The organism is Microvirga tunisiensis (genome assembly GCF_009296175.1).
Lineage (GTDB): Bacteria > Pseudomonadota > Alphaproteobacteria > Rhizobiales > Beijerinckiaceae > Microvirga > Microvirga tunisiensis.
The window spans coordinates 1-8,429 of the sequence record NZ_VOSK01000271.1 but is presented as its reverse complement, the minus strand read 5'-3'; the positions used below and the strand labels follow the sequence as shown (position 1 = coordinate 8,429).

The 8,429-nt window shown below is 58.5% G+C and carries 5 protein-coding genes and 2 pseudogenes; 4 read left to right on the top strand and 3 right to left on the bottom strand.

Annotated features, from left to right (window positions below; genetic code table 11):
- Positions 1-499 precede the first annotated feature (499 nt).
- Positions 500-1,408, top strand: coding sequence for a recombinase family protein (locus tag FS320_RS33215; RefSeq protein WP_152716680.1), 909 nt, complete (start codon positions 500-502; stop codon positions 1,406-1,408).
- A gap of 296 nt (positions 1,409-1,704) precedes the next feature.
- Here the strand turns inward: FS320_RS33215 and FS320_RS33210 are convergent, their stop codons facing one another.
- Together FS320_RS33210 and accD are read right to left on the bottom strand one after the other, a co-directional pair.
- Complete coding sequence (locus FS320_RS33210; RefSeq protein WP_152716679.1) at positions 1,705-2,085, bottom strand: hypothetical protein; 381 nt, start codon at positions 2,083-2,085, stop codon at positions 1,705-1,707.
- Positions 2,086-2,193: 108 nt separating this feature from the next.
- On the bottom strand, positions 2,194-3,141 hold the full coding sequence (gene accD / locus FS320_RS33205; RefSeq protein ID WP_152716678.1) for an acetyl-CoA carboxylase, carboxyltransferase subunit beta: 948 nt from the start codon (positions 3,139-3,141) through the stop codon (positions 2,194-2,196).
- A 162-nt stretch (positions 3,142-3,303) separates the two neighbouring features.
- On the opposite strand from accD, the pseudogene FS320_RS33200 reads away from it, so the two are divergent.
- The 3 genes and pseudogenes from FS320_RS33200 (at position 3,304) to repB (ending at position 7,578) form a co-directional block, all read left to right on the top strand.
- A pseudogene (locus tag FS320_RS33200) lies at positions 3,304-4,473 on the top strand (site-specific integrase).
- A 757-nt stretch (positions 4,474-5,230) separates the two neighbouring features.
- A complete protein-coding gene (gene repA / locus FS320_RS33195; protein ID WP_420846810.1) occupies positions 5,231-6,439 on the top strand; it encodes a plasmid partitioning protein RepA in 1,209 nt (402 codons plus the stop codon).
- A complete protein-coding gene (repB, locus tag FS320_RS33190; RefSeq protein WP_152716677.1) occupies positions 6,439-7,578 on the top strand; it encodes a plasmid partitioning protein RepB in 1,140 nt (379 codons plus the stop codon). Before repA ends, repB begins: the two co-directional genes overlap by 1 nt.
- Before the next feature lie 33 nt (positions 7,579-7,611).
- Here the strand turns inward: repB and FS320_RS33185 are convergent.
- Positions 7,612-7,908 (bottom strand): annotated as a pseudogene (locus tag FS320_RS33185) (SOS response-associated peptidase family protein); the annotation flags it as partial.
- Positions 7,909-8,429: the final 521 nt, after the last annotated feature.

Here is an 8,429-nt window from a genome sequence, read left to right as displayed (position 1 = left end):
GACCAGTTGGCGCATCGCCTTCTGGGACAGGGGCTTGGCGGAATCAGAGGATGGCGCCGACATGCATCTGTTGAATCACAGATACTCTTCTGAGGGAATCGCTCGCCCCCCAAACTGCCCCGATCACCCCTCTGCGTCCCGAACTATGACAATGCCTCATAAGCTAAGCTTTTGATAGAAAACAGCATAGCTGTAAAAACAGAAGCAAACCAAGCCATCACTACGATGTAGGGGATGAATTCAGGCTGCATCTCAAAGCTGCATCAGCACCGGTCTGAAATGGTCGCTTGCTCCACTTGGATCAACCCCGGTCAGGAGCCCCAATGAGTGGCAGCCGAGCCGCTAAGATCCTCGTGTTTAAGCCATTTTTGCAGGTCTGAGAGAAGCCCTCCCCTCCACATCTGGTTAACGAAATGGCTTGAGAAACGTTTTCAAACGATCCTTTTCTCGCGATCGGAAAGTATGTACAAAGAGCCAAAATCTCATCAGAAATTGACACATGGCTCCCTCCCCTACTCGGCAACGCCTAATTGGTTACGCCCGCGTCTCGACCGAGGAGCAGGCAACAGACGCTCAGCTCGATGAGCTCAAGGCTGCCGGTTGCGCGGTCATCCACCAGGAACACGGATCCGGCGCCTCCCGAACTCGGCCGGTTCTCTCCCGGCTCATCCGCGAGATCTCGAAGGGCGAAGTCCTCGTGGTCGTCCGGCTCGATCGCTTGGCCCGGTCGGTCAGCCACCTGCTCGAAGTCATCGAGACGCTTGAGGAGAAAGGCGCCCACTTCAAATCCCTCAGGGATCCGATCGACACGTCGACCCCGCAAGGCGTGTTCTCTCTGCAGGTCCTGGGCGCCGTCGCTCAGCTGGAGCGATCGCTGATCTCGGAGCGCACGAAGGCTGGCATGAAGGCGGCAGTGGCCAAGGGGAAGAGGCCGGGGAACCCCGGATTGCGTGAGGGACAGCCGGAGGCAATCCGCAAGACCGCCCTCGCCCGCGATCGCGTCTATCTGGGCGACCTTTTGACTGCAGCCGATTCCTTCCTTCCCGTTGTCCGTCAGATGCGGCCGGACCATAGCTGGCGAGATGTCGTGCAGGTGCTGAATGCACGAGGCCAGCGGTGGACGGATCAAAGCCTCAGGAGGGCGGTCAAGCGATTGGTCGCTGAGCGGATGGCTGAGCCGGTGTTGTTACGGAAAGCCGGACGACGGCCGCCGGACGATCGCATCATGACCCTGATTGCCGGCATTGCGATCTCTAACCCGAACCTCACCCTGCGTGAGATCGGCGCGCAGCTAGAAGGAATGCGAGAGCGGACGCCACGAGGCGGGAGAGAATGGAAGGCCAGCTCGGTCAAGTTCCAACTCGACCGGGCCCGCAAATTTGGCCTCGCAGTCCCTGACATCCAGTGATCGCGCTGCTGTCACCAGATTTTGCGTTCGAAGTGCGACACTTGGATAGCTTGTGCCACCCTTGGTAGATCATGATGACCTGCCAGCAGGTCGTGGACAGGTCGCCGGTAGGTCAAACTGACCTACAAGCCTCGGATTCCATAGCCGCGACGGCGCTTCCGCTGGAGCCAGTTCTCCATAGCTTCGAGCGCCCTGCCCTGAACCTCGTGGACTTCCGCAGGTTGGCGGCGAGGCTTCCCAATATCGCCCTACTCGCCGACCCATACCGCTTAAGGATGCTACCTGCTCCCATTCGCTCACCACGTCTCGCCCGGGTTCTCAAACTCCATCAGCTCGCCCCCAATCCGAACGAGGGCATCATCAAGAGGCGACCTGCCTCTGCCGGTGCCTTTTGGCCGGAGCCCCCTCCCCTGCCCTCGGACGAGCCTGCGCTTCACGAGCCGCGTAGCCTCTAGCGCGAGATAGGCCAGTTCCTGATCCGGCATGCCATCCAGGAGTTCGTCGATCTCGGGCCTGATTGCCTTCGCGCCGAGCGTGCCCAACGACACTGGCTCCGGCGCCCGGGTCTCCTCACGCACCGGCCTCGGCGGGGAGGTCCGGCGGACCGGTTTGGCAGGTGGCGGAGGTGCCCCGAACAGGTCCCCTTGTCGCTCATCGCGAACCGGGTTTCGCGCCATTCCCCCTCCAGACTGTTTTCCTCTCATTAACCATAGTGGCCGCTACGCCTTCGTCCTTCAACCAAACGGTGACGGTACTGATGGCTTCGCGAGAGAATGGCCCCTCCCCTACAAAAGATCACTCTGTTCATCGGAAGGTGCCGCACGGTCAGCTTCAAGATGATTAGACCCATCATCCGCCGCCGCATCAGACGTCGTCCCGGTCTCCTTAGCAGGCAGACGCATGAGTAGGCTGCACAGGCGCGCCAAGGTTGGGCGCAGGTCATGGCGGTGGACCACCATGTCGACCATGCCGTGTTCCTTCAGGAACTCGGCCCGCTGGAACCCGTCGGGTAAGTGCTCGCGGATCGTCTGCTCGATCACCCGTGGTCCGGCAAACCCGATCAGGGCCCCGGGCTCGGCCATATGGACATCACCCAGCATCGCATAAGACGCCGTCACCCCGCCCGTGGTCGGATTGGTGAGAACGACGATATACGGGAGCTTTCTCTCGCGCAGCCGCTGGATCAGAACCGTGGTTCGTGCCATCTGCATCAGGGACAGGATGCCCTCCTGCATCCGGGCTCCACCCGAGGCGGTGAACGCCACATAGGGCGTGGTTCGCTCGATTGCCGTTTCGGCGCCCCTGATGAATGCCTCCCCGGCAGCCACCCCAAGCGAGCCGCCGATAAAATCGGGGTCGTGGGCTGCCACGGTCATTGGCAGGCCTTCGACGGTTCCTGTGCCGACTTTGATGGCATCCGCTAACCCGGTTTTCGTCCGGGCATCTTTCAGGCGGTCGGTGTAGCGCTTGGTGTCTCGGAACTTCAGCGGGTCGGAGTCCACGTCTGGGACTGGCACGTCCGTCCACTGGCCCTCGTCGAAGGTCAGCGTCAGGCGCTGGATCGCTGACAGGCGCATGTGGTGGCCAGAGCCTGGGATCACCCATTGGTTGGCCTCAACGTCCTTATGGAACACCACTTGCCCGGAATCCGGGCACTTGATCCAGAGGTTGTCAGGCGCATCCCGCTTGAACAGGGTTTTGATCTTTGGCGCGACATCGGTAATCCAGCTCATGCGGCGTTCCTTCGCTACCTGCCGGCGCAGCACAGACCACGGGAATGTAGCAGGAGTGCGACTCTACGCTGGACGGGCCCTCGCCCGGCTGCTCAGTCACAGTTCACAAATCAGAGGGGCTCGACCATTGACTGGCCAAAGCATATCCGAAGACGGCGCATTATGGTGAGGGGGCAAAGAGTGTTGTCCAGTCCGGCAAACCAGCTCAAGCGGGCAAGACAACTCGACGCGTTGGCGGCCATCATCCCAATGTCCTCGGCCGACCGCTATGCCGAGGTCCTGACCGATGCCGACGTCGCCACTCTGAAGCACTAAGCCAATACGGGAATGGGCACCAACACGCTGCGTGCCCTCGCCTCTGATCTCGCCTACCGCGAGGCTTAGTGCCGCACCGCGACCGGAGGCCCCCTCCCATGGCCAGTCGACCCGGAGCTCGTCCTGAAGTTCATTGCTCATCACATGTGGGACCCGGATCAGAAGGCTGTCGATCCGGCTCACGGGATGCCCGGCGACGTGATTGAGGACCTCAGGCAGCGCAAGATTCTGAAAGTCAACGGACCACACGCGCACAAGACTGTATCCCGACGGCTGTCCAACTGGTCGACCCTGCACCAGTGGAAAGGCGTTGACGCCCCGTTTGACCACCCGGCATCAAGAAGGCCGGTCGTTTGGCGATGAGGGTCTCAAATCGCGAACCCCAGCGCAAGAGTCGCGAGCCCGTTACCCGAGATGTTCTCGAGCGGCTCCTTGCTTCCTGCGGCAGATCGAAGGCACTCGACATCCGCGACCGGGCAATTCTGCTGGTTGCCTTCGCGGCCGGCGCGGCGGCGCAGAGAGGTTGCGACGCTGAGGCACTCCCAAATCACGGTGGTTGATCCGGTCGAGCTCCGACCAGCCGATCCAGCGTCTCCAACCGTGACCTGCATTCGCATTGCACTGGGGCGAACGAAAACGACCACCGCAGGGCAGGGGGCTTTCATTTTCGCCGCAGGCCGCGCTGCTGTAGCCCCCCATGGCTGGATGCCTTTTGCGGAGAACACATCGGGCCCAATCTCCCGGGAAATCCAAAAGGATGGTTCTATCAGGGCGAACCAGCTGACCCCGCAATCGGTCAATCTCATCCTTAAGAAGCGCTGCCGGATGGCCGGGCTGGACCCGGCAGATTTCAGCGCCCACGGACTACGTTCCGGCTTCATGATCCAAGCGGGACGTGATGGCATCCCACTGGTAGATGCTATGCGCCAGTCAGCTCACAAGTCAGTCCAGCAGGCCGCTGGGTACTACGACGAGCAGGAACATGCTCAGAGCATGTCGGTCCGGGTCGGACTTTGACCTCAGCCAACCACCGCATCGCTTGGCCCCAGGCTGATGTGGTGGTCAGCTGACCACAGAACGGATCTCCCAAACCAAGCACCTCGTAGAGGCTGGCGGACAATCATGGAAGGCAGGCCGGTTGCCTATGCGGCGGCCCCTTGCTCGATCACTCAGGTTCCAGTCGCACAGCCGTCCACGTACCAAATTCGTCTCGTGCTCATCATGGCCTGGTAGCTCCAAGTTGAGAGCTCCAAGTTGAGCTACCGGTCGTGGTCAGCTGACCACAAACCCCGGATCGATCCACCAGCGGTAAGCTGGGCGCGCTATCGCCTTCCAGATCCAGTAGCCAGCAGGAGGAATCGTAAGGTGATATCACTGCAAATGCTGGCATAGATGCTCTTGTTGTGGTCAGCTGACCACAGGATCCCTTGTGAGCCGGCATATAGAAAGCCGGCCTCCACCATTTTGTTTTGGTTGGGCTCCCCACCCGTTCTGAGAGCACGATTGTCCTCCTGAAATTCCTGGGCTGTCGCGGTTTTGAAGTCAGCTGACCACCAAATCCACAGGTGCCGGCGACATTTCCAAACTATCGGGCCAGATACCCTCCCTCGCTCGTAGCGTCGGTGAGAACGATGCGGAGCAGGAGGTTTAAGTGGTCAGCTGACCACGACCTGAGTATCCGTGAACGCATTAACAGGTTTTTAACGTCTCTACGGCCTACTCACGGACGAAAGCAGTTCTTCGCGCTGCAGACCGTTACTACGAGAGGCGAACCGTGGCCCAGGCGTTATTGAAATCAGATCTGAAGACCGTACTTGAAGACCTGATCGCTGAGCATGCCAGCGGTCTATCAGAGAAGCTGAATGAACAGCGCCTAATGCTGTACCCCCCAACTGCGCGTAAAACATTGCGGAAATTTACGTCGGGTGAAGTGGCTCGCCTCGTCGGCATCAACGACAGCTATCTTCGGCGCCTTTCCTTAGAAGGGAAGGGGCCTGAGCCTGAAATGGCACCTAACGGCCGCAGACTCTACAGTCTTGGGGAAATCAATGCACTGCGGGCCTATCTCGACGAAAGCGGCAAGTCTGAACGCGGCTACGTCAAGCATCGCTCAGGAAGCGAGCACCTTCAGGTCATCTCCGTTGTGAATTTCAAAGGTGGAAGCGCCAAGACGACGACGGCCGCTCACCTGGCACAGCACTTGGCTCTCAGCGGATACAGAGTCCTGGCGATCGACCTAGATCCGCAAGCAAGCCTATCCGCTCTCCATGGATTCCAACCAGAATTCGACGTTGGTGAGAACCAAACCCTCTACGGCGCAATCCGTTACGATGACGAGGTCAGGGAGATCAGCGAGGTGATCCAGGAAACATACTTCCCTGGACTGCACATCATTCCAGGCAACCTCGAGCTCATGGAATTTGAGCACGAGACACCCAAGGCCCTAACGAGCCGAGATCCGAACCAACCGCTCTTCTTTGCGCGGATGGGTATTGCACTTGGCCCTGTCGCTGAAAATTACGACGTCGTGATCATCGACTGTCCTCCGCAGCTCGGATACCTCACCCTATCAGCCCTATGCGCCAGCACCGCGATGCTCGTCACAGTGCATCCGCAAATGCTGGACGTCATGTCTATGTGCCAGTTCCTAACTATGACCTCAGACCTGCTGAGCGTCGTCAGAAACGCCGGCGCCACTCTCGAGTACGACTGGTTGAAGTACCTCATTACCCGCTATGAGCCGGGCGATGGACCACAGAACCAAATGGTCTCGTTCATGCGAGAGCGATTCGGGGAACATGTCCTGAACTATCCGGTACTCAAGAGCACAGCGATTTCGGATGCCGGGATCACCAAGCAAACCCTCTACGAGGTTTCGCGCGAGCAGTTCACGAAGTCGACTTACGACCGGGCGTTTGAATCCCTGAACAACGTAAACTCTGAGATCGAGAGCCTCATCACAAAAGCTTGGGGGAGAGCATAATGACCCGTAAAATCATCGCCAGCATGCTTTCGGGAGCGATTGACCCTGCTGCCCCCACCGAAAAGCCCACCCTCGCTGACAATGTACAGCCGCATCCCGCGTCACTGGCCCCTCGCAAGCGATCTCCCCTTGCACAGGGAGGGAGCATCGGCGGGAACAGCGCCGTTGGCGCGATCAACAAGGCCCTTGAGACTGTACTGTCCGCGCAAGGGGACGTAAGTGAGCTACGTGCGCAGCTCGCCTCTGGCCAAGCGATCGTCGAACTCGACCCTGAGATCATTGAAGGATCCTTCGTTCGAGATCGAATGGACGGGTCTGATGCTGCCCACGATTCACTCGTTGAGGCTATCAGAGCCCGTGGTCAGCAGGTTCCTATCCTCGTCCGTCCTCATCCGACCAAGCTTGGTCACTACCAAGTTGCCTATGGTCACCGCCGACTGAGAGCAGTTACGCAACTTGGAATTAAGGTCCGGGCTGTCGTCAAGCAAATGAGTGACGACGAACTCGTCGTTGCCCAAGGTCAAGAAAATAACGCACGCCTCGATTTGACCTATATCGAGCAGGCAATGTTCGCGTTCCGCCTTGAGCAACGCGGGTTCCCGCGCGCTACAATCACCGAAGCTCTCTCGATCGATAAATCCAATCTCGCCAAACTGATCAGTGTTCCCAACAAGGTTCCTCATACAGTTATTGAGGCGATCGGCCATGCGCCCGGTATCGGACGGGGACGATGGCTGGAACTCACAGATCTCCTTCAAGAGCAGGCTAATCTGGAGCGGGCGCAATCAATCATCAGCCGTGATGAATTTGGGAACATAGAGAGCGCGGATCGTTTCCAGCGCTTACTGACAGACCTCTCCGAGAGTGCAGCATCCACTAGCTCAAATGGTGCGACAGGTCCTTCCACGGACAGCCAGGATGCTCCCGCCTCACAGATACCGGCTTCTAAGTCCACGCCAATTTACTGGAACGACCCTACCGGCCGAAAGATTGCTCGAATCGTCAAGGATCACAAGAGCTTCACTCTAAAGGTTGATCGGAAGCTTGCCCCTGAGTTTGGTGATTACCTCGTCTCAAAGCTCGACGAACTCTACGGCAGCTTCCAAGCTCAACACCAGCAGGACAGTACTCACGAATGATGGTAGCAGAGGGCAGGGCTCATGGTTCTGCCCTCACGATATTTTCTCCAGATGCTCTGACCCGGCCGGCTTGTCAGATTTTTTCCCTTCCACAACGATCTCAAGGAGCTCGTCGGGAAGGGGTCTCTGAAGCTTCAGAGCATCTTCAGTCGGCGCGTTGAGCCAGATGTCATACTCCTCAGGCGTGGTGAGGGTTACCCGCATCGCTTTCGGATGGATTGGTCCGACCGCGCCGTTGGGCTCTGACGTGAGAAGCGAATAGAGCAGGTGTTCACCTTCAACGGAATCAGCCTTCGGTTCACGCACGCCGGTCCAAGAGCGCCAAATACCAGCAAAGGCGGAGTAGGGGAGGGTACGAGCTGGTAAGAACTGCTATGCGCAGGCGATATTCTGTACATAGTTAGACGCTGCGTTCAATTGATCGTTTGCAAACGTCTCTCAAGCCAGTTTGTTAACCAGCGGGGCAGAGGAGGGCTTTCCTACAGGCCCCCTGAAATGGCTTAGAATAAGGGCTTCTTGGATCCATCTGCTGGCCAAACCACCGCTGAGAACCTCAAAGCGGCTCACCTTGAACGACTAAGGAGAGTGCCGCGTGGGAACGATCTTGAAGGACCACAATCGGCCTCATATCAGATCATAGAATATCCCATATTTAGTACGCGCAAATGATTGTGGCCCTAACTTTGTCAACAGCTTAGCCTTGCCAAGGGAGCGTAGCTTTGCAGTGATCGGGGCAGTTTGGGGGGCGAGCGATTCCCTCAGAAGAGTATCTGTGATTCAACAGATGCATGTCGGCGCCATCCTCTGATTCCGCCAAGCCCCTGTCCCAGAAGGCGATGCGCCAACTGGTC